Raw genomic sequence first — 21,891 nt, 5'->3', positions numbered from 1 at the left:
CGGCCTCGCCGGTCCCTACCCCCGCTGCAGCCCGCTCGCCCGCAACACCTGCCGCTCCACCCCGGCCCGCACCGCGTCCTCACTTCCGATGATCCGCACACGCTTCCGGGCCCGGGTGATCGCGGTGTACAGCAGCTCCCGCGTCAGCAGCGCCGACTCCTCCCCCGGCAGCACGACGGACACCGTGTCGTACTGACTGCCCTGACTGCGGTGGATCGTCATCGCGTACACGGTCTGCACCGCGGACAGATAGCTCAGGTTCAGCAGGAACGATTCCTGCCCGCGGGCGAACGCGGCGGCCAAGGTCCCGTCCTCGCGGTGCACCACGACGCCGGTGTCGCCGTTGTAGATTCCCGCCTCGTGATCGTTCGCGGTCACCAGCAGCGGCTGCCCGGGGTACCAGCGCTCCGGGTCCAGGCGGGTCGCGGTGGCGTCGCCGATCCAGTCCATCGCCTGCCGCGCCCACCTCTGCACGCCGTGCGGCCCGGCGCGGTGCGCGCACAGCAGCCGGTGCGTCTCCGAATGGCGCAGCGCCGCACGTGCATCGCCCGCGACCGCGGCCTCGGTGACGGCGGCGGCGGTGCTCACCACGTCGGCTCGCAGGGCGGCCAGCTCGTCGGGGCCGACGAACGACACCTCGTCCGACCCGTCCCGCAGGATCGCCAGCACCTCGTTCACGTCGTCGTCGCGCACGGCATCCGCCAACCGGGCGATCGTCCCGCCGAACCGCCGACCGCGGCTGAGCCGAATCACCCCACCCCGCAGGCTGTCCCGATCACCATCGCTCAACGACTCCTCGGCCGGCCCGCCGACGGCCTCGAGGTCCGGACCCACGACCCGGGCCAGCGCCGGGTTCTGCGCCCCTGTCACCGGGCGCTTCACCAGGTCGGCGAGCACCGCGCCTGCGTCCACCGAGGTCAACTGGTCGGGGTCGCCGACCAGCACCAGCCGGGTGTCCGGGCGCAGCGCCTCGAGCAGCCGGCACATCATGGTCAGCGACACCATCGACGTCTCGTCGACCACGATCACGTCGTACGGCAGGTGGTTCGACGCGTTGAACCGGAATCGCGATCCGCCCATCGAGCCGAGCATCCGGTGCAGCGTCATCGCGCCGACGTCCCGCGGCAGGCCCAGCTCGTCCGCCTGATCGAGCACCGACTCCTGCAGCCGCGCCGCGGCCTTGCCGGTCGGTGCGGCCAGCCCGATCCGCGGCGCGGGTCCCGGCTGACGCGTGAGCAGCGCGAGCACCCGCGCCACCGTGTGCGTCTTGCCGGTGCCCGGACCGCCGACGATCACCGACGTCGCGTGGGTGGCGGCGACCGCCGCGGCGACGCGTTGCCGGTCCGGGGCCGCGGTCGGACTGCCGTCGCGGTCCACGAAAAGCTCCGCCAGACCCCGCGACAGCGCGTCCTCGTCCACCACCGGGTGCAGGCCGGCGCGCTCGTCGAGCACCCGCCGGATCGTCTCCTCCTGCCGGAAGTACCGCTCCAGGTACAGCAGGTCGCCCCCGCCGTCGTCGAACTCGACGAGCCGCAGCGGTCGCAGCGGCCCGGCGACGCCGCCGACGATCAGCGGGCTCGCCCGCAGCGCGGCCGCGACGTCCTCGTCCCGCGGCCAGGGCAGCGTCGCCAGGTCCACCGCCGCACCGTCGTCGCCGCCGCTGTCGTCGAGTCGGGCCTCGTCCAGGTGCACCTCCCGGATCCGCGCCAGGTCCAGGCACACCGAGCCGAGCCGCACCGCCCGCACCGCCAGCGCCGTCGCCAGCTGCACCGCCTCCGACTGTTCCCCGGCCAGCATCGAAAGCCGCAGCGCCACATGCACGTCCGCCGCGACGAGCACCCCGGCCTCGTTGAACTCGCGCAGCGCGCCCTTGCCTCGCTGCGCAACCCGCACGTCCGTCACGCCGTCACCCCCGTCGTCTCGTCCGTCCCGATCCCGGCCAGCAGGTCCGACAGCCCGGTCACCAGCGCGGCGGGCGGATTCCAGTCGAAGACGCCGCAGCCGGCCGGGGTGTCCGCGCCGACCATGCCGCGCACGAACAGGTACTGCGCGCCGCCGAGGTGCACGGCCGGGTCGTAGCCGGGCAGCCGCCAGCGCAGGTACCGGTGCAGGGCAACGGAATACAGCAGCGCCTGCAGCGGGTAGTGCGCCCGCATCATCTCCGCGGCCATCGCCTCGCGGGTGAAGTTGTCGGTGGTCAGGTCGCCGGGCGCGAGCCGGTTGGTCTTGTAGTCCACCACCACGAACCGCGGGCCTGGCAGCCGCAGGACCGCGTCGATGCTGCCGGTCAGGTACCCGCGCAGCGGCGTCGGTTCCAGCGTCGCCAGGTGATCGACGTAGGAGGCCAGCGCGTCGCCCTCGGGCAGGTGTTCGCGCAGCAGCCCGGCCAGCCCGTCGAGCATCACCGTCGCCGCCGCGGGGGTGTCCCCGCCCGCCAGCGGGATCTCGAACTCCAACTCCGGCAGCCGGTCCGACGGCGCGATCGCGGCGAGGGTGCGGCCGGTGTCGGCCAGCGGCGTGCGCAGCACCGGCAGCAGCGCGGCCGCCAGCGCCGCCGGATCCACCTCCGACAGCCGGACCCCCACCTCCTGCTCGCAGCAGCGCAGCAGCTCCGCCTCCAGATCGCCCGCGGCGGTGTCGACCACCTCGAGCACCGCGTGCACGAGGGTGCCGAAGATCGCGCCGGCCGGCAGCCCGTTCATCGGCGACGGCAGCCCGGGCCCGGCCGACTCGACGACGGCCAACGGCGGCGGCTCGGCGGGCTCGTCGGTCTTGCCCTCGTCCTCCACCTCGCTGCCCACCCCGGGCGCGTCGTGCGCGGACGCGGTGAGCGCCGAGTACGACGTCCGCCGCCACGCCGCGTCCAGCTGCCGCTCGAACCGCGCGGCGTCCAGCTCGCCCTCGGCCTCGCCCGCCCTGGCCCACATCGCGTCCGGGATCGGGTCCGGGCCGACGAACTCCACCCCGATCCGGCCGTTCGTGGCGGCGGCCCAGTCCGTCAGCCTCGACGCGATCACCGAGTCGTCGGGCACCGCGGCAGTGGCCGGGACCTCCGCGCCGCCGGGGCTGCGGCCCAGCAGCATTCGGTGCAGCGGCGAGCCTGCCGTGGTGAAGCCGGGCGCCCACCACGCGACCACCTGGCACTTGGCCCGGGTCAGCGCGACGTACAGCAGCCGCAGCTCCTCGCCGGCCTCCTCCTCCCGGTGCCGGCGCAGCCGCTCGGCGTAGCCGTTGCCGCTCGGGCCGCCGACGTCGCGGATCCGCCCGCCCCTGTCGTCGTGCAGCAGCAGGGTGTCCGGGCTCGGCCTGCGACCGGGATCCCAGCCGAACGGTAGGTAGACGATCGGGTACTCGAGCCCCTTGCTGGCGTGCACGGTGGAGATCTGCACGGCCGCGGAATCGCTGTCGAGCCGGCGACTGCGGTCGAGGCCACCCGACGTAGGGTCCTGGATCCGGTCGGCGAGCCAGCGGGTGATCGACGCCAGGCCGAGGGACTGCTCGACGGCGGCGGCGTTGAGCAGCTGCGCGATGTGCCGCAGGTCGGTCAGGGTGCGCTCCCCCGCCGGCCGGGACAGCAGCCGCGACTCCAGCGACCCGATCGCGGCGAGCCGCTCGAACAGCGCCGCGAACCCCGACCGCGCGAGGGTCGCGGCGAGGTCGCGCAGCTGACCGCCGACCGTCCCGACGATCTCCTCGCCGCGGGCGTCGAGGTCGGCGGCGGTGTAACCGAGCAGCGGGGTCAGCGCGGCCAGCCGCACCCGGTCCACTCGGTGCGGCTGCTCGACAGCCTGCAGCAGCCACAGCCAGTCCCGCGCCGCGGGCGTCACGAAAACGCTTGTGCCCCCGGCGAGCACGCACGGGATGCCGGCGGCGGTCAGGGCGGCGTGCACGCTCAGCGCCTGGTTGTTGACCTTGACGAGCACCGCGACGTCCCCGGGTGCCACGGGCCGCGGCCCACCGTCGCCGAGGGTCAGGCGCGCGTCGCCGTCGAGCAGCGCGACGATGTCCGCGGCCACGTCCCGCGCGACCCGGGACCGCAGCTGCCCCACCGCGGGCATCCCGCTCTGGTTCAGCCGCCCCGCCCCGTACCGGGGCAGCACCCGCAGCCGCATCGGCGGCGTGCCCGCCAGCCGCCGCTCCGGGTCGCGGGCGGCGGCGTCGACGGGGTTGACGACGATCTGGTGGTGTCCCAGCCTGGCCCCGACCTGCAGGTGCGCGAGGGCGTCGAGCAGCCCGGCGTCGCTGCGCCAGTTGGTGATCAGTTCCTGGTAGCTGTCGGCGGCGCCGACCGCGTCGATGTAGCTGAGCACCTCGGCGCCGCGGAACGCGTAGATGGCCTGCTTCGGGTCCCCGACCAACACCAGCGTCGAGTGTCCGTGGAAGGCGCGGGCGAGGATGCCCCACTGCAGCGGGTCGGTGTCCTGGAACTCGTCGACCAGCACCACCGCGAACTGATCGCGCACCCGACGGCAGGCGGCCTCGCCGTGCACCGGGTCGGCCAGCACCCCGTGCAGCAGCGCGGGCAGGTCGTCGAAGTCGCGGATCCCGGCGGAGCGCTTGCGGCGCACCATCTCCGCGCGGACCGCGGCGGCGAACGCGACGGCCTCGCCGGCCTCGGTGCCCTCGTCGTTCTGCGGGGCGAGGGCGGCGTGCGGGTCGAAGACGGCGCTGCGGGCGGCGGCGCGCGCGAGCGGCGGCGTCATCGGCGTGGTGGCGTCGCGGGCGAAGGTGCGCAGGTACAGGTCGCCGATCGCCTCGTCCCGGATGTCGGTGGCCTCCTCCAGCATCTCCGTGTCCGGGTCGCGTTCGCCCGCGAAGCCGAGGCCGTCGAGCACCCGCTGACAGAAGCTGTGCGTGGTCGCGATGGTGACGGCGTCGAAGTCGGACAGGGCCTGGCGCAGCCGCCGGATCCGTGTCGCGACCTCCTCGGCGCTGCCGGCCGCGAGGTGGGCGACCAGCGGGTCCGTGTCGACGACGGACGGGTCGGTCAATGCCCGTGCGACGGAGGCGAACCGGTCCCGGGTCCGCTCGCGCAGCTCCTTGGTCGCGGCCCGGCTGAACGTGACGAGCAGCAGGTCCGACGGGTCGACGCCGACCTCGGCGACGAAGCGGACCGCCAGCCCGACGATGGCGTACGTCTTGCCGGTGCCGGCACTGGCCTCGAGCACCGTGGTGCCCTTCGGGAGCGGGCCGAGCAGCTCGAACGCGGTGATCGGCTTCGTCATCGTCACTGCCTCTCCAGGGTCTCGGCGGCGAGCAGCGGATCCCAGATCTCCCGCGCGAGCGCGCCGAACCGGGTCGGCTCCTCGCCGTCCGCGGCCTCGCGCGTGAGGACCGACAGGCCGGACGCGGGGCCGTACACGAAGCCGATGTGCCGGTCGTGGCACTCACCGAACTCGCCGCCCCACTCCTTCTCCGCGTAGGCGAGCGCCTGCTCGACGGGTCGGCCACCGGCCCGGACCGCGGCATAGCGCGCGGATGCCTTGGTGCCGATGGGCAGCGGGGCGCACAGTCCGCGCTCGCGCAGCTCGACCAGGCGCGCGAGCTGGTCGCGGGCGTCGGCGGGGGCGATCAGGGTGGAGCGTGCCACCGGGTCCCGGCCCGACCCGCGGCCGATGGTGACGGCTCGCCAGTCTCGATCAGTCGTGTCCGATGCGGCGGCCGCGAGCAGGTGCACCCACGCGGTGAGCCGGTGCTTGGCGGCGAGTTTCGAGTAGCCGGTGCTCGCGATCACCGCGCCGCGCACGCCGCCGACGGTGCCGGTCAGCCGGCGTCCGCCGAGGTCGACGTCCACGTCGACGGTGGTGGCGGGGCCCGCGTGCACCTCCCGCCCAGCCGCGACCAGCGCCTCCACCTGGTTGACGACCCGGTTCATCACGTTCTTGCCCAGTTCGAACGGCGGCAGGGTGCCGCGGCGCCACTCGGCGTCCCGGACCGCGTTCGGGTCCGCGCCCGCGAGCCGGGCGTCGAGCATCCGCTGCCCGACGCCCCACGTCACGAGCGGGTCGAGCTCGAGGTCGAGGGCGTCGGCGATGTCCTCGTCCAGCTCCGGGATCCGCAGTCCCAGACGCTGTTTGAGGAAACCCTGGGTGGGGTTGGCCAGGTAGGCGATCAGGTCCGCCAGCTGCACCGGCCCGGACGGGAGGGGCTCGAACGTCGCATCCCGCAGGGCAGGCACCGCGACGGGTGGGCGCCGCAGCGACCGCGCGCCGGCGAGCGCGGCCCGGTCGAAGCTGAACGGCGCGGCCGGCCGGAAGTTCTCGGCGGCGAACGGCTGCAGCGGATGCTCGGTCACCACCTCGGCGTACGAGGCCGCACCGGTGGTGGCCCGGACCGCGTCGAGCAGCTCCACCAGCGGGATCGCCGGCGCCCGGTGCGAGCCGTTCACCGGGTCCTTCCCGGTGTAGAGCAGCAGCAGCTTCTCGCCCGCGGACATGACGGCGTCGAGCAGCAGCTGGCGGTCCTCGCTGCGCGGATCGCGTTCCCCGAGAAGGGGTGTGCGGGCGAGCACGTTGTCGCCGTCGACGCCGGAGCCGCGCGGGAACACCTCGTCGTCGAGGCCGAGCAGCACCACCACCCGGTGCGGCACCGACCGCATCGGCACCATGGTGCAGACGGTCAGCTCCCCGGTGCGGAAGTTCGCGCGGGTCGGGCGCCCGGCGAGGCGGGTCGCGAGCATCGACCGGACGTCGGCGAGCCGCAGCACCGCCCGGTCGCCGTGCTCGAGCGCCTCGGCCAGCTCGCGGTGCGCCTGCGCCGACTGCCAGGCATCGGCCGCGGCGACGTCGGTGAGCAGGTCGAGGGCGCGGGCCAGGTTCGCGGCCCACTCGGTCGCGGGCTGCGGCCCGGCGAGCCCGCGCAGCGCCACGTCCAGCCGGTCCACGAACTCGGCGAGCCGGCCGGTGAGGTCGATGTCGTTGCTGTCCACGTCGTCGAGCGGCAGCGCCAGGTTCAGCCAGCCCTCCGACTCGTCCGCGGCCGCGCCGAGCAGGATCCGGTCCATCGCCGCGCCCAGCGTGTTCTGCTTGAACCCGTCGAGCCCGTAGGCGCCGCGCTGACGGGGTCCGATGCCCCAACGGGCGCCCGCCGCGACCGCCCAGCCACGGATGCGCTCGATGTCGTCGTCGCGCAGCCGGAACCGGCGGCGCACCGGGTCGGCGGCGGCCAGGTCCAGCACCTGCGTCGCGGTCAGGCGCGCGTCGGCCAGCCGCAGCAGCGTCCCGACGACCGCGAGCACCGGATTGGTCTGGTGCAGAGCGCGATCGGCGAGGCGGACCCGCAGCCGGTGGCCGGGATGTCCGAGGACGTCCTGACCGAACGCGGCCCGGATCAGCGGGGCGTAGGTCTCGACGTCCGGGCACATCACCAGGATGTCGCGGGGTTCGAGGGTCGGATCGTCGGCGAACAGGTGCAGCAGGCACTCGCGCAGCACCTCCACCTGGCGGGCCGGGCCGTGGCAGGAGTGCACCTGCACGGAGCCGTCCGGCGCCGCGGCCTCCGTGGGCACGCGGTCGGCGGCGATGTCGGCCTGCAGCCGCCCGAGCAGGGTCGTCGGAGCCGGCGGTCCGTCGTGACGGACGTCCTCGACCCCCAGCCCGGCGAGCCGCGCCTGCAGCTCACGGACGTCACGGGACAGGCTGGCCAGCAGCGGGTTTCGCACCGACAGCGCGCTCTCGTCCAGCGCCCGGGTCGCGGGCGGATCGACGCCCTCGAGGGTCGACCACATCGCCGGGCTGGGGTGCGGAACCCACAGGTGCACATCGCGGTTCGCGCCGAGCGCGGCCAGCACGGCGAGCTGGTCGGTGGTCAGCCGGGTGGGCCCGAACAGCGACAGCCGGGCGGGCAGGTCGACGAGTGCCGGTTCGGCGCGCAGCCGGTCGCAGGCACCCGCGAGCCGCTCCGCCGGGCTGGGGCCGCCGATCCGCTCCCGCAGCCGACGCCACAACCGCGCCTGCCAGAGCAGGTCGTCGTCGAGCGGTCCGCCGGCCCCGTCGGTGTCGCGTCCGGCCGCCCAGTCCACCAGCATCGCCGGACGTTGCACCCCGTAACTGCGGAACAACTCGGTCAGGTGCGCGGCGGTGCCGTAGCGGCGACCGGCGCGGTAGTCGTCGGCGCCGTGCCCGAGATGCCGGGCCAGCACCGCGCACCAGGGCTCGTCGAGACTCTCGTCGACGACCGCCAGCAGCGTCCAGAGCACCCGGCCGGTCTCCCACGGGTCGTCGTCCGCGCTCACCCCCGTTGCGGCGGCGAGCGCCTCGGCCACCAGCCGGGACGGCGAGGGGAACTCGATGTTCGCCGCCACCCCGTCCCCTGGGGGTACCTCCCGGTCGCGGGGGACGGCCGCACCGAGCGTGTGCGAGAGGCGTTGGGTGAGCCAGCGTTCGACGCCCTTGGCGGGTACCGCGATCACCTCGCGCGCGAAGGGGTCCGCCAGCGGGGTCGCGAGCACGCCGGCGAGCGCGGTCGCGAGCGTGTCGGTGCGTTCGGCCCGGTGCAGCGTCAGCAACCCAGTTCCCCCTGTCGCCGTGCGTGGGCGCCGACCGGCGGAGGTCGACGTGCGACAGGCTTACCACAGCGCTCCGACGGCACCGCGGCGTGGACGGACGCCTCCGTCTACTGTCGCTTGTACAAGCGCCCGTGGCTGCGAAACCACGCCACGTTCCCGTCCGGGTCGCGGACGAAGTCGGATCGGGTGCCGACCGGTGCGCCGTCCGGGCCGAGGTCCAACCCGAAGTCGTGCCGGTAGAACGCGAGGCCCAGTCGTGGGCTCGTGTCCTCGTCGGGGTTGGTGCCGGCATCGGCCGCGTCGCTGACGATGCCGCGCAGTTGACCATTGCTGCCGCGAAAGTCGATGACTGCCTTGTCCAGGCCGCCGGATTCGGTGATCTGCTCGGCCACGTATCGCCCCTCGTAGGGTGCGAGATCGGCGGCGTCGAGACGTTGGGCTGTCGCGGGGAGGTTGCTGACACCCGCGAATCGGCGTAGGGCCCAGTCGTCGGCGAAGAGGTCGGTGGTCAGCTTCGCGCCGCCCTCGGAGTTGGTGAGCAGGGTCATGGCGAAGTTGCGGCTGGGCACCATGAAGAACCCCGAGCGTTGGCCCTGCCACGTTCCACCGTGCTGGACGATCGTTTCGTTTTCGGCGGAGGGGCGCAGCATCCACGCCACGCCCATGCCCGTGAGTTCCACCTGCAGCGTGCCGCCCGCGCCGGGGTTGGAGCGCATGGCCAGGAGCGCCGGCGGACTCAACAGCCGGGTGCCGTTCGGCGCGGTACCGTCGCCGAGGTGGAAGCGTGCGTAACGCAGTTGATCCCGCACGCTGGAGATCAACGAACCGGTCGGGTTGCAGCTGCGCGGGAACGGCCAGAACCCGGTGTCGACAACGGGTTTGCCGTCGACCACATTGTGGGACGCGGCAACGTTCAGGCCGATGATCTGGTCGGAGAAGAACCGCGTGTGACTCAGTTCGAGTGGATCCAGCAACAGGTCCTGCACCGCTGCCTCGTAGGACGAACCGGTGACGACCTCGATGACATGGCCGGCCGCGACCAGACCGGCGTTGTTGTAGGCGAAGACGCAGCCCGGGGCAGTCAGCTGCGACAATCGGGCCATCGACGCGACGTAGCGGCCCAGCGCGTCGTCGCCGCGCCCGAAGTCCTGCAGGTCATCGCCCAACCAGCCCGATGTGTGGTTCAGGAGTTGGCGCACTGTGACCGTGGCGCTCGCTCCCGGGTCGGCGACGGCGAAGTCGGGCAGGTAACGGCGCACCGGCGCGTCCAGGTCCACCTTGCCCTGATCCACCAATCGCATGATCGCCGTGCCGGTGAAGGTCTTGGTGGTGGATCCGATCCGAAACACGGTGTCGCCGTCGACAGGCGCGGGATGGTCGACATTGGTGACCCCGTACCCCTTGACGTACTCCTGACCGTTCGCCAGAACGCCGACCGCGACCCCGGGAATCCCGTAGGACTTCATGCCGGCGTCGATCTTGGCATCGAGTTCGTCGAACGCCGCGCCGCTCGCGGTCGCCGGACCGGTCGTTCCGGGCACGGACGAGGGCCGGGGCGAGCACCCCTCCAACGCGAGCACCGCAACACCGGCCACGGCCCCGCCGAGCACGGCGCGACGCGACACCCCTCGGGCGTCCGGCGAACGGTACTCGACGCTCACGGGAAGGGCGGGATGATGTCGAAGGGCGGTGGCTGTGTCGAGCTGACGCAACTGGTGTCGGGAGCCTCCGGATCGTCGTAGAACGACGCGACCACCCGGGCTGCGCACGGATCCGTGTACGCCCCATGCGCGACGCCGGGAACGGACACCACGGTGGCTCGCGGAAGCGTTTGCGCCACATAACTTCCCCATTGCGCCCCGGTCTGTCCGTCGAAGCTGCCCGACAGGGCGAGCGTCGGAACGGCGCTCTCGGTGACCGATCGGATGGACTCGGGGGCTTTGGGCACGTCCCATGCGGCGCAGGCTTCGCGCAGGAACGGCAATTGCGGCGCATGGGCCCGGACGGAATCGGGAAACGCGGGGAATGCCTCCTGCGCCTTGCGGAGTTGGTCGTCGGTCGACTCGAACGGGACCCATTCGCTGCACCACACGCTCAGTGCCAGACCCCACCCGAACATTCCGACCGTGGCGGGATGCACCCAGGCTGCGGCCCACTGTTGTGCGATCCGCTGCGGATTGCCGTGCGCCAGTTCGTCTACCGCGGCTGGAAACTCGGCCGGAAGGTGCGTGGCCACGGGGACGAACCAGTTCAGCAGCGCATTGCCGTCGAGCACCACCGTGGTGTCTCCGACTCCGGGCACATCCACCGTGGTCGTGACCGGGTGCTGCTCGAGCCGATTGACCAGCTTCGTGAATGTCCCCGCCAGATCGGGATAACGCGCCTGACATTCGGCTTGGGCGGCGCAGGCTTGCGTCATGGCGTCGAAGGCTTCCTTCGCACTGCTCCACGTCCAGCCCGGACTGGCGACCGACGGCGGCGTGACCCCGTCGAGAGTCACCGACCGGATCGCCTGGGCGTCCTGACGCATGTATATCAGCGCCAGGTCGGTGCCGTAGGAGTGCGAATACACATTCCACTGCTCGATACCCAGCGCTTTCCGCAGGTCGACGAGATCGTAGGCACTCTCGGTCGAGTTGAACGCCGCGAGATCGGCGACGGGAGCGAGGCGGTCGCGGCACGCCTTCGCCGCCTGCACGTACAGATCGCCGGTGGATGCTGCGCCGTACACCAAACCGACCCGGCGCGCGTAGAACTCCTCGATCTCAGGACAGGTCAGCGCCGGCTGTGACGAATGGTCCCCGCGCTGCGTCAGCAGGATCAGATCACGGTTGCGGTTGAGGCCCACATCGCTCGGGACGGGAGGCGCCAGGATCGCATCGCTTCCCGGGCCACCGGTGAGGAACACGATCGGATCGGCGGCGGGAGGCTGCGCTTCCGAAGGAATGATCGCGACCGCCAAGCGAAGCGACCGCCCGCCGGCCGTGCTCCGATTCTCGGGCACGACCAGCTGCCCACAGCGGGCCTTCTCCAGCATCGGCACCGGCTCCGGCGTGGGTGGGCACGGACCCTCCACAAACTGCGCCGGCGGATGCATGGCGGTCGTCGCCGATGTCGGATCGCCCGGAGAACCGAGCCCACCGCAGGCCGAACACACCAGCGCAACAGTCAATGCGAGGGAGAACCCGCCCATTCGCGGGCGGCGGGCGCCCCGCGACGATCGAAGGCGCTTCGGGACGAATCCGGCGATCGCCATAGCGGATATTGTCGCACCGGCCGCGGGGCCACTGAACGAATTCGCCGAGAGATACACGTCGCCTGCCGGGCCACCCCGGACGCGGCCTGATCCCCCCGGTCGAACCGCTCGGTGGTGCGCACACCGAACCGCCGGGTGGCAGTATGGAGGTCCAGAACCTGACCGGCGGGGTCCCGGTTGGCCACGACGTTTCGGGATCTGCCTGTGAGGTGAGTGCCGTGCCGCAATCGCCAAGGACGCGACCACCGCGACGGATCGGCATGACCGATGGTCGATGACGATCCGTTCGTGACTCAGCGCGGGGTTCCCCCGTCGGTGACATCGGAACTGGATGCCGCCGGCTTCACCGACGCGAGTGAGATCGGGCGGGGCGGCTTCGGCGTCGTCTACCGCTGCACGGAGGACGTCCTGGACCGAACCGTGGCCGTGAAGGTGCTGACGGCCGCGTTCGACGAGGAGAACCGCGAGCGGTTCGTCCGGGAACAACAAGCGATGGGTCGGCTCACCGGGCACCCCAACATCGTGAACGTCCTGCAGGTCGGCACCACCGCCGGCGGTCACCCGTATCTCGTGATGCCCTACTGCGAACACGGTTCGCTCGACGTCCGCATCCGTGACCACGGCCCCCTGCCGCTCGAGGAGACGCTGCAGCTCGGGGTGAAGCTGGCCGGCGCGGTCGAGTCGGCGCACCGGCTCGGCATCCTGCATCGCGACATCAAACCCGCGAACGTCCTGCTCACCGACTACGGCGAGCCCGCACTGTCCGACTTCGGCATCGCCCACGTCTCCGGCGGATTCCAGACCACGGCCGGCGCCTTCACCGCGACCCCCGCCTTCACCGCACCCGAGATCCTCAGCGGCGAACCACCCACTCCCGCCGCGGACGTCTACGGCATCGGGGCCACGCTGTTCTGCGCACTGACCGGCCACGCGGCGTTCGCGCGGCGCAGCGGCGAGCAGGTGGTGGCGCAGTTCCTGCGCATCACCAACGAACCCATTCCGAACCTGCGCGAACTGGACATACCCGACGATGTCGCGGCCGCGATCGAGAACGCGATGTCCAGCGACCCCGGCAACCGGCAGTCCGCCGCACGCCTGGGCGAGAGCCTGCGCGAGATCCAGTTCCGTCACGGCTTGCCGGTCGACGACATGGCGCTGCGAAACCGGGCGCCGTCCAAGTCGGATGCCGCCGCGCGGGAGCGCCCGCCGGACACCGGCTCGTCCACGCTCGGCACGAGGGGAAACCTGCCCTCGGAGCTGACGAGCTTCATCAACCGCCGCACCGAACTGGCCGAGGCGAAGGAGCTGCTCTCGACCGCCCGGCTGGTGACACTGACCGGCATCGGGGGCGTCGGGAAGACGCGCCTCGCGATCAGGATCGCCACCCGTGTCCAACGCGCGTTCCGGGACGGCACGTGGCTGATCGAGTTGGGTGAACTACACGACGAATCGCTGCTCGCTCACGTCGTGGCCACCACGCTCGGGATCAGAGCGTTCTCGCCCGACCCGGCCGAGACCATCCTCGCCGAGTACCTCGCGACCCGACAGGTGCTGCTCGTCCTGGACAACTGCGAGCACGTGATCGACGCGGTGGCCGAACTCACCGCGACCCTGCTGCGGGGGTGTCCCGAGGTACGAATCCTCGCGACCAGTCGGGAGCCGCTCGGCATCGGAGGGGAAGCGACACTGCGCGTTCCGTCACTCGACGTCCCGAGTCCCGACCGCGATCTCACCCTCGACGGTCTGCCCAGTTTCGCCGCGGTGACCCTGTTCGCCGAACGCGCCGCGACCGTACTTCCCGGATTCGCCGTGACCGAGGAGAACATGGCCGCCGTGGCCGGGATCTGCCATCGACTCGAGGGGTTGCCGCTGCCGATCGAGCTGGCGGCCGCGCGACTGCAGGCGTTGTCACCCCAACAGATCCTGCAGCGACTCACCGACCGGTACACCCTCCTGACCCGCGGCAGCCGCATCGCCCCGTCCCGCCAGCAGACGCTCCGGCTGTGCATCGACTGGAGCTACGACCTGTGCACACCGGAGGAACAGCAACTGTGGGCACGGCTGTCGGTCTTCGCCGGCACGTTCGAACTCTCCGCGGTCGAACACGTCTGCGGCGAGGGCCTGGCCCCGGGAGCGCTGCTCGACCTGATCGCGTCGCTGGTGGAGAAGTCGATCCTGATCCGGGAGGAATCGCGGTACCGGATCCTCGAGACCCTGCGCGAGTACGGCCTCGAGAAGCTCGAGGAACGTGGCGAGCACTCACGGATCCGGCTGCGGCACCGGGACTGGTACGTGAGGCTCGCGGTGCGGGCGGAGGAGGAGTTCATCGGGCCCCGCCAGCTGGACTGGATGACCCGTCTGAAGCTGGACCAGCAGAACCTGCGCGCAGCACTGAACACCTGCGTGACCGTGACCGGAAAGGCGGTCGCGGGGTTGCGACTGTCGGGCGCGCTGTACCCGTTCTGGCTCGCCAGCGGCTGGGTCGACGAGGGTGCGCTCTGGATCGCACGCGCGCTCGCCGTCGACGGCGTGCCCCGGGGCAGGGAGTGGATCAAGGCGACGTCCCTCGGCATCGTCCTCATCGGCATCCAGGGCCACGGCGACCGGGCCGACTCACTGCTCGAGCAGGCACGCGAGGCGGTGGCCGAGGTCGACGACACGGTCTCGGACGTACTGGTCCTCTACGCCGCCGGCAACCGTGCGATGTACACCGACATGTCCGCGGCAGCAGCATATTTCGACGAGGCACTCGCCCTCTGCCCGCCCGATGCCACCCTGCTCCGCACGATCAACCTGATCGGCGCCGAGCTCGCACACGGACTGCTGGGACACGCCGAGCGAGCTGCAGAATGCCTCGACCAGGTCCTGCGCATCACCGAGTCGCGCGGCGAACTCGTCTTCCGCGCCCTGTCCCTGCGCAACCAGGGAGTGTCGGTCTGGTCCGCCGACCGCGTGCGGGCAGCACTGTTGTTGAAGCAGGCGCTGACGCTGCTCCGCACGATCGGCGACGCCTACGGGTCCGCTCCGGCCCTCGAATGCATGGCCTGGATCGCCGCGTCAGACGGCGACGCCACCCGGTGCGCGGTGCTGTTCGGCGCCGCGCAGGCGATGCGGCACGTCGGGCGCCTCCCGCAGATGGCACTGCCCACCATGCAGGCGAACCACGACGAGTTCGAACCGCGGGTCCGGCGCACGCTCGGGTCGAAGGCATACGACGCGGCGTACCGGAAGGGCTTGTCGATGAGCTTCGGAAAGGCCGTCGCCTACGCGCTGTCGGAGTCCTCCGAACCCGCCCGGCCGTCGACCGACGCGAGTGCGGTGAGCCTGACCAGGCGCGAGACGCAGGTCGCCGATCTCGTCGCGCAGGGGCTGACGAACAGCGCGATCGCCGCGAAACTGGTCATCTCGCGGCGCACCGCCGAGGGACACGTCGAGCACATCCTCACCAAACTCGGGTTCACGTCGCGCGCGCAGGTCGCCGCATGGGTCGTCGAACGCAACCGGGGGTGACCTCGGCCTGACGACGGCCGCGACCGCGATCGGTTCCGCTGCCCGGGACCGGGTGTCGACCGCCTCGAGGACGTCCGGTAAGGATGTTCTCAAAGAGTTGAAACCAATTTCACTAGTTTCGAGGTAGTCAGATGGTCGACGCGGCAGCCATCGGTGATGGCATCTTCCAGATTTCCGTTCCCATGACGCACAACCCCCTGGGCAGCACGCTGGTCTACGCGATGGAATCGCCTGGCGGGCTGGTCCTCGTCGACGCCGGCTGGGACGGCGACGAGGGCTGGGAGGGCCTGACCGGCGGACTCGAGTCCGTCGGGCACTCGATCTCCGACGTCGAGGGCGTCGTCCTCACCCACTTCCATCCCGATCACACCGGCCTGTGCGGGCGGGTGCGCGAGGCGTCCGGGGCATGGATCGCGATGCATGCCGACGACATGGACATGTTCGCGAAGATGTCCACCAGCCGCGACGACGCCTGGCTCGCGGACCAGAAGGAAAACCTGATCCGCGCGGGCGCCGCGCAGGCGGACCTCGACGCATTCGAGGCCGTCGCGAAGGGCAAGGCCCCGGCCGGCCCGGAGTCGACTCCCGATCGAATCCTCACCGACGACGAGGTGATCGCGCTGACCGGCCGCGGGCTGCGGGTCGTCTTCACTCCCGGCCACACCCCCGGGCACGCCTGCTTCTACCTCGAGGACGCGGACGTGATGTTCACCGGCGACCACGTGCTGCAGAAGACCACCCCGCACGTCGGTAACTTCGTCTACCCGCTGGAGGAACGCGACGCGCTCGCCGAGTTCCTGGACTCGCTGCGACGTGTGCAGTCGATGGAGGTGACCCGCGGCCTCGGCGCGCACGGGCTGCCCATCGACGACGTCGCCGGCCGCGCGGGCGAGCTGATCGACCACCACGAGGAGCGGCTCACCCACCTGCTCGACGCGTTCGGCGACGATCGGATCACCGTGTGGGAGGTCGCGCAGCGGATGAAGTGGTACCGGCCGTGGGAGAACTTCCACCCGATGGCCAAGGGCATGGCGCTGTCCGAGGCGGCCGCGCATCTGCGCCACCTCGTCGCGCGCGAGCAGGTCGCCCAGGTGCCGGGCCACGAGCCGGCGGTGTTCGCGCGGCGCTAGCCGAACCGTGGCCGGCCGTTCCACAGGAACGACCGGCCACGGACCGGGGTTCGGCGATCAGGTCGCGGGCGTGTGGACCAGGTCGATGTACTCCTGCGGAAGCTCGTCGAAGGACAGCTTGGTGATGCTGCTCGGACCCGAGTGGTACGAGTCCTCGCCCTGAATGAGCCCGTTCTCGTCCACCGGCCACAGGATCAGCTGCCGGAACACGATGAGGTAGTCGGCCGACTCGTCGTCGACCGGTATCCCGATCTGCGCCGCGTACGAACCCGGGTAGATCTGCTTGAGGAAACCCTCCGTCACCAGGCAGTCGTCGTCGACCACGAGCCGGTCGATGGCGTACTCGAGGACGTTCGAGCGCGACTCGACGAAGGCCGCGTAGTACGCCCGCACGACATCGGTCCCCTTGGGACCGACGTCCTGGCCGTCATTCCAGAAGTGGTAGTCGGGCGTCGGGCTCAGCGTCGCCATCAGACCGTCCAGGTCGGGCTCGGCCTCCGCCTTCATGTGCGTGATCACGGCGTTGAGTACCACCCGCTGACGCTCGCTGGTGGTGACGGCGAGGCGCTGCTCGAGCAGCTCCCACGTGCGGGTGGGGTCGATGACGGCCATGTCCGGTGTCCTGTCTGCAGGGGGAAATCGAGGTCCCTCAGATGGTGACCCAGGACACACCGCGGTCTCACCCGACAAGCGTCGACCATTTCCGCGAGTTCTCCCGCCGACCGTCGGGAGCACGCCTCAGCCCTGTGGCCCGAAGACCTCGGATGCCGCCAACTCCGTCGAGGTCAGCGCCATCCGACGAATCATCAGCACCAGGGTCGCCATGAACCGGTCGACGGCCTCCTCCAGGTTCCAGCCCATCTCGGCCTCGAGGTGCGCCAGCCTCGCCGCGACCGTGCTGTGGTGGACGTGCAGTTCGGCCGCGGTGCGGCGCAGCGACCCGAACACGCAGAACGCCTCGAGGGTGGCGACCTCCTGCTCGCCGGTGGCCGAGGTCGCCAACGCGTTGAGCCGGGCGACATCCGGATCGTTGAGCAGACGCTCGAGCGGGAGCTCGGCCAGCAGGTGGAGCGAACTCAACGGGGCGTACGCGACCGCCCGGCGGCCGTAGAGCGTGGACGACGCGAAGCGGAGCGCGCGCCGCGCCTGCTTCCACGACGCGGGCGCCGCGTAGACGCTCATGCGCTCGCCGATCCCCACCCACGGCCCGCGATCGGCGCGGATGGTCGACGGCGACGGCGACGGGTACCGGGCGGCGATCGCGGCGTGCAGTTCCGTCGCGAGGGTGCGGCTGTCCGACGCGTCCTGCAGCAGCACGGCGGTCAGGTTCCCCGCCGCGACCGAGCGGACCAGCCGCCCCGGGCAGGCCTGCGAGACCAGTTCCATTGCTGGACCGATCGACACCGCCGACACGGCGAGCACCCGGACGTGCTGCGCCGGATCGAGCCCTAGCAACTGCACCGCGCGCAGCCGGTCCTCACGCCGCTCCTTGTCCGAGAGCACGACCTCGAGCAGCGCGGGATCGCCCATCTGCGACACCGTCCGCACCCCCGCGGACTGGGCGGCGGCCACCCGCAGGGTGTGCCGCAGCCGGTCCAGCAGGACCGAGTCCAGCGGACGCTCCGCACCGGCCCGCTCGAGCCACACCTCGGGATCGGAGCCGGCCGAGGACCCGGGACGCGACTCGTCCAGCGGCGCGCCCAGCGCGTCGTACCTGATGACCGAGCCGGCCGCCCATCGCGCACCGACCGGGCACTCGGCGAGCAGGGCTGCCGACCGGACGATGGTGTCCGCGTTCGCCGCGGACTCACCCAACGCGTCGAAGTACGAGATGATCCGCAGCACCGACACCGAGTCCGACCCCAGACCGGACATTCTCAGCTGCTCGTTGCTCAATGGTGGTCCACCGTTTCGTCGTGTTCTGCTCGGCACCGGGGCGTGCCGCGACCCGGTACCGAGCAGGATCTCACTCCCCCGGACGAACTATGTCACCGCCGACCGCGAGCCCGGTCCGGATACGTTCGTCGGGCACGGCGCGCCGAAGAGTCGACGCGTGTCGGGTGCGACACCGCCACGTCCTGGAGCAGGATTCGGCAACGACCCCCGAGGAGAGCAACCGTGCCCGACACTGCAACGCCACACTCCGATTCCGAGATCCCCCGGCTGACACCCGATGTCGTGGCGGCACGCCGCATGACCTTCGCGGACATCCTGCTGATGCGTGCCGAGGACGACCACCCCGGACTGCTGTTCGAGGACGAGCGCTGGACGTGGCGGGAGGTGGTGCGCGAGTGCAACGCCCGGGCGTCGGCGCTGTCCGCCCTGCGTCGGCCGGGCGAGCAGTTCCACGTCGGGGTGCTGCTCGAGAACGTGCCCGAGTACATCTTCCTGATCGGGGCCGCCGCGCTGTCCGGGGCCACCCTGATCGGCATCAATTCGACGCGGCGGGGCGCGGAGCTGGCCGCCGACATCCGCGGCGTCGACTGCGACCTCGTCCTCACCGATCCGCAGCAACGCCCCCTGCTCGACGGCCTCCACACCGGGGTGGCCCCGGAGCGGATCATCTCGGTGGACGATCCGGCGTGGACCACGAAAGTGGAAGCTGCGCTGGATGATCCGATCACCGTCGCACCCGAGGCGACGGATCCGTCGACCCGGCTGCTGCTCACGTTCACCTCCGGGTCCACCGGCGCGCCGAAGGCCGTGATCTGCACGACCGGCCGGCTCGCGGCACTCGGCGCGATCAACCACAGTTCGCTGACCCGCGCGGACGTCACCTACAACGCGATGCCGCTGTTCCACGGCAACGCGATCATGGCCTGCTGGGCGCCCTCGGTGTTCACCGGCGCCACCTTCACCATGCAGCGCCGGTTCTCGGTCTCCGGGTTCCTGCCCGACGTCCGGCGGTTCGGCGTGACGTTCTTCAACTACGTCGGCCGGTCCCTCGCCTACCTGCTCAGCGCACCCGAGTCGCCGCTGGAGCGAGACACCCGGCTGCGCACGGTGTTCGGCACCGAGGCCGCACCGCGCGACCGGGACGAGTTCGAGCGGCGATTCGGCGTTCGGCCGGTCGAGAGCTACGGCTCGAGCGAGGGCGCGGTGATCATCAGCCTGACCCCGGACTCGCCGCCGCAGGCGCTCGGCCGGGCACCCGAGTTCATGGGTGTCGAGATCCACGACGGGGGCGGACGCGAATGCCCGCGCGCCGTGTTCGACGAGAACGGCGCGCTCGTCAACGCGGGCGAGGCGATCGGCGAGATCGTGAACACCACCGGCGCCGCCATGTTCGAGGGGTACTACAACAACCCCGAGGCGACCGCGGAGCGGATCGACGGCGCGGCCTACCGCACCGGCGACCTCGGCTACCGGGACGAGGACGGCTTCTTCTACTTCGCGGGCCGGTCGGGCGACCGGATCCGGGTCGACAGCGAGAACTTCTCCGCCGCACCGGTGGAACGAATCCTGGCCCGCTTCCCCGGTATCCGCCTGGTGGCGGTGTACCCGGTGCCCGACCCGCGCACCGGCGACCGGGTGATGGCCACCATCCAGATGGACGAGGGAGCGGACTTCGATCCGGCCGCCTTCGGGCGGTTCCTCGCCGAGCAGCCCGATCTCGGCGTCAAGTGGGCGCCGCGGATCGTCCGCATCACCGAGACCCTGCCGGTGACCGCCACCCGCAAGATCGACAAGCCGGCGCTGCGGCGCGACTCCTGGCTCGTCGCGGACCCGATCTATCTCGGCGATGCGAAGTCGACCGACTACGTCCTCGCCGACGCCGAGGCGTTCTCGGCGCTGCGGGCCGAGTACGAGCGGTTCGGCCGGCGACCGGAATGAACGGCCACGGCGGCGTGACCTGGGTCACAATCGGCGCGGAAAAGCAACCCCTACCGCAATAGTTGGACGTCCGATAACCTGACGTCCATGAGTCAGGATCCGCGCACCAACACAGTCGACGGAGTGCTCCGCCGCTCGGCCGCCAAGTACCCCACCCGCACCGCGCTGACCTTCGACGGTCGCGACTGGACCTACCAACGGCTCGACGACGCGGTCACCCGCGCCGCCGGACACCTGCTGGCGCTGGGGCTCGGGGCGGGCGATCGCGTCGTCGCGTACGGCACCAACTCCGACGCGTACGCGATCGCCTTCCTCGCCTGCGCCCGAGCGGGTTTGGTGCACGTCCCGGTGAACTACGCCCTCAAGGGCGACGAGCTGCGGTACCTGGTCTCGCAGTCGGGCGCGCGGGCGGTGCTGGTCGACCCGGCGCTCGCGGCCACCCTGGACTCGGTGCTGCCCGACCTCACCGTCGAGCACGTGCTGCCCCTGCGCGACGCCGACCGCTCCCTGCTCGACCGCGCGGCCGCCGGTCCCGTTCCCGCACTGCCGCCCGCGCCCGCCTCGACCGACCTCGCCCAGTTGCTGTACACCTCGGGCACCACCTCGAAGCCCAAGGGCGCCATGATGACCCACGGCGCACTCGTGCACGAGTACGTCTCCTCGGTGATCGCACTGGGCCTGGCCGCTGCGGACAACCCGCTGATCTGCATGCCGCTGTACCACTCCGCGGGCATGCACGTGTTCACCCTCCCCTACCTCTCCGTGGGCGCGACCGTGAATCTGATGGCGACACCGGACATCCCGGAGATCCTGCGCCGCGTCGAGGCCGACCGGATCGGCTCGCTGTTCCTCGCGCCGACCGTCTGGGTGCCGCTGGCCGCCCATCCCGATCTCGAGACCCGCGACCTGTCGTCGCTGAAGAAGGCGCAGTACGGCGCGTCCATCATGCCGGTCACCGTGCTCAACCGACTGCGCGAGCGGTACCCGGATCTCGGCTTCTACAACTGCTTCGGCCAGTCCGAGATCGGGCCGCTCGCCACCGTGCTGCAGCCGGAGGAGCACGAGGCCCGACCGTCGTCGTGCGGGCGCGCGGTGTTCTTCGTCGAGACCCGGGTGGTCGACGCCGAGGGCAACGACGTCCCGGACGGCGAGGCCGGCGAGGTGCTGTACCGGTCGCCGCAGCTGTGCCAGGGCTACTGGGAGAACCCCGAGGCGACCGCGGAGGCCTTCCGCGACGGCTGGTTCCACTCCGGCGACCTCGTCACCCGCGACGCCGAGGGCTTCATCACCGTGGTCGACCGCATCAAGGACGTCATCAACACCGGCGGCATCCTCGTCGCCTCACGCGAGGTCGAGGACGCCATCTACACCCATCCGGCGGTCGCCGAGGTCGCGGTCGTCGGCACCCCGGACGAGAAGTGGATCGAGGCGGTCACCGCGGTCGTCGTGCTGCGCGAGGACCACGACCCGGTGACGGCCGAGGCACTGATCGGGTACGTGAAGGAGCGGATCGCGCCGTTCAAGGTGCCCAAGCAGATTCGGTTCGTGGAGGCGCTGCCGCGCAATCAGAGCGGCAAGCTCCTCAAGCGTGAGCTGCGGGCCGAGCAACCGGCGGCACGCGGGTAAGCGCGGCCGTGTCGCCCCACCGTCGCTGC

General features: G+C 71.5%; 11 protein-coding genes. 4 read left to right on the top strand and 7 right to left on the bottom strand.

Features of this window, described 5'->3' with window-relative positions; genetic code table 11:
* Window positions 1–15 precede the first annotated feature (15 nt).
* From recD to ACFVH2_RS19135, 5 genes are all read right to left on the bottom strand, one after another.
* On the bottom strand, window positions 16–1,902 hold the full coding sequence (recD, locus tag ACFVH2_RS19155; protein WP_378427261.1) for an exodeoxyribonuclease V subunit alpha: 1,887 nt from the start codon (window positions 1,900–1,902) through the stop codon (window positions 16–18).
* A complete protein-coding gene (locus ACFVH2_RS19150; protein ID WP_378427263.1) occupies window positions 1,899–5,225 on the bottom strand; it encodes a UvrD-helicase domain-containing protein in 3,327 nt (1,108 codons plus the stop codon). Before ACFVH2_RS19150 ends, recD begins: the two co-directional genes overlap by 4 nt.
* A gap of 2 nt (window positions 5,226–5,227) precedes the next feature.
* Window positions 5,228–8,506: an exodeoxyribonuclease V subunit gamma gene (recC, locus tag ACFVH2_RS19145; protein WP_378427265.1), complete on the bottom strand. Its 3,279-nt coding sequence runs from the start codon at window positions 8,504–8,506 to the stop codon at window positions 5,228–5,230.
* A 107-nt stretch (window positions 8,507–8,613) separates the two neighbouring features.
* Window positions 8,614–10,167, bottom strand: a complete 1,554-nt coding sequence (locus ACFVH2_RS19140; RefSeq protein ID WP_378427267.1) for a serine hydrolase domain-containing protein — start codon at window positions 10,165–10,167, stop codon at window positions 8,614–8,616.
* Window positions 10,164–11,762: an alpha/beta hydrolase gene (locus ACFVH2_RS19135; RefSeq protein ID WP_378427269.1), complete on the bottom strand. Its 1,599-nt coding sequence runs from the start codon at window positions 11,760–11,762 to the stop codon at window positions 10,164–10,166. Before ACFVH2_RS19135 ends, ACFVH2_RS19140 begins: the two co-directional genes overlap by 4 nt.
* Window positions 11,763–12,029: 267 nt before the next feature.
* Here ACFVH2_RS19135 and ACFVH2_RS19130 point away from each other — a divergent pair, with 267 nt between their 5' ends.
* The gene (locus ACFVH2_RS19130) at window positions 12,030–15,272 is read left to right on the top strand and encodes a protein kinase (RefSeq protein WP_378427271.1); all 3,243 of its coding nucleotides are present in this window, start codon (window positions 12,030–12,032) and stop codon (window positions 15,270–15,272) included.
* A gap of 131 nt (window positions 15,273–15,403) precedes the next feature.
* Window positions 15,404–16,402 (top strand): MBL fold metallo-hydrolase, encoded by a 999-nt coding sequence (locus ACFVH2_RS19125; RefSeq protein ID WP_378427273.1) that lies wholly within the window; start codon window positions 15,404–15,406, stop codon window positions 16,400–16,402.
* Window positions 16,403–16,459: 57 nt separating this feature from the next.
* On the opposite strand, the gene ACFVH2_RS19120 is transcribed toward ACFVH2_RS19125, so the two are convergent.
* A complete protein-coding gene (locus tag ACFVH2_RS19120; RefSeq protein WP_378428356.1) occupies window positions 16,460–17,014 on the bottom strand; it encodes a nuclear transport factor 2 family protein in 555 nt (184 codons plus the stop codon).
* 126 nt (window positions 17,015–17,140) lie between these two features.
* On the bottom strand, window positions 17,141–18,277 hold the full coding sequence (locus tag ACFVH2_RS19115) for a PucR family transcriptional regulator (RefSeq protein ID WP_378428397.1): 1,137 nt from the start codon (window positions 18,275–18,277) through the stop codon (window positions 17,141–17,143).
* A 342-nt stretch (window positions 18,278–18,619) separates the two neighbouring features.
* Between ACFVH2_RS19115 and ACFVH2_RS19110 the strand changes: the two genes are divergently transcribed.
* Together ACFVH2_RS19110 and ACFVH2_RS19105 are read left to right on the top strand one after the other, a co-directional pair.
* Window positions 18,620–20,236, top strand: coding sequence for an AMP-binding protein (locus tag ACFVH2_RS19110; RefSeq protein WP_378428399.1), 1,617 nt, complete (start codon window positions 18,620–18,622; stop codon window positions 20,234–20,236).
* An 87-nt stretch (window positions 20,237–20,323) separates the two neighbouring features.
* Entirely contained in the window at window positions 20,324–21,862 is a 1,539-nt protein-coding gene (locus ACFVH2_RS19105) for an acyl-CoA synthetase (protein ID WP_378428359.1), read from the top strand.
* The last annotated feature ends 29 nt before the right edge of the window (window positions 21,863–21,891 follow it).

The organism is Rhodococcus sp. NPDC127527, from assembly GCF_042672245.1.
In the GTDB taxonomy this organism is placed as follows: Bacteria; Actinomycetota; Actinomycetes; order Mycobacteriales; family Mycobacteriaceae; genus Rhodococcus_G.
The sequence above is the reverse complement of the archived record's forward strand: the minus strand, read 5'-3'. Positions and strand labels throughout refer to the sequence as shown.

Bases quoted from the DNA above. Each gene is read 5' to 3' on its own strand.
- ACFVH2_RS19150 (WP_378427263.1), bottom strand. From the start codon at position 5,225: ATGACGAAGCCGATCACCGCGTTCGAGCTGCTCGGCCCGCTCCCGAAG.
- ACFVH2_RS19135 (WP_378427269.1), bottom strand. From the start codon at position 11,762: ATGGCGATCGCCGGATTCGTCCCGAAGCGCCTTCGATCGTCGCGGGGC.
- ACFVH2_RS19130 (WP_378427271.1), top strand. From the start codon at position 12,030: ATGGTCGATGACGATCCGTTCGTGACTCAGCGCGGGGTTCCCCCGTCG.
- ACFVH2_RS19125 (WP_378427273.1), top strand. From the start codon at position 15,404: ATGGTCGACGCGGCAGCCATCGGTGATGGCATCTTCCAGATTTCCGTT.
- ACFVH2_RS19120 (WP_378428356.1), bottom strand. From the start codon at position 17,014: ATGGCCGTCATCGACCCCACCCGCACGTGGGAGCTGCTCGAGCAGCGC.
- ACFVH2_RS19115 (WP_378428397.1), bottom strand. From the start codon at position 18,277: ATGTCCGGTCTGGGGTCGGACTCGGTGTCGGTGCTGCGGATCATCTCG.
- ACFVH2_RS19110 (WP_378428399.1), top strand. From the start codon at position 18,620: ATGCGTGCCGAGGACGACCACCCCGGACTGCTGTTCGAGGACGAGCGC.
- ACFVH2_RS19105 (WP_378428359.1), top strand. From the start codon at position 20,324: ATGAGTCAGGATCCGCGCACCAACACAGTCGACGGAGTGCTCCGCCGC.